1 protein-coding gene is annotated in these 410 nt (G+C 43.9%); it reads right to left on the reverse strand.

The features are described from left to right. Positions 1 to 410, reverse strand: a 410-nt coding sequence (locus AC4J95_RS21190) for an IS66 family transposase (RefSeq protein WP_494551556.1), incomplete at both ends; no start/stop codon positions are given.

A 410-nucleotide genomic window follows, 5' to 3' on the forward strand; every position in this document is an offset into this window, starting at 1 on the left:
GTGGTTTTAAATAGGCCTGCCTTTTTTTCAACCGCTCTTCAGCGGATAGTTCGGCCCATTCTCGTTCCAGCTGGAACCAGATATCCATCATTTTCACGGCGATCCATGAAGGAAGTGTCTCGTTTTTATCATTTTTGGGAATGGCTTCAAAAAACTTCCGACGCGCATGAACCAAACAATACACGAGTGTGACTTCTTCAACCGCGTGATAGCCTGCGTAGCCATCACAATGCAGATAGCCTTTGAAATCCCTTAGAAATTGTTTTGGTACTTCTCCTGCTCTCGTTTCTGCGTGATGATAATACACGATGGGATGCGGGCTGTGTTTTCCTGTGCTGAATAACCAATAATACGTTTCTTTTTTACCTTTTTCAATGACGCGATAACACGTTTCATCGGCGTGAAGGATA

This window comes from Enterococcus sp. GPZ-007, assembly GCF_059374735.1.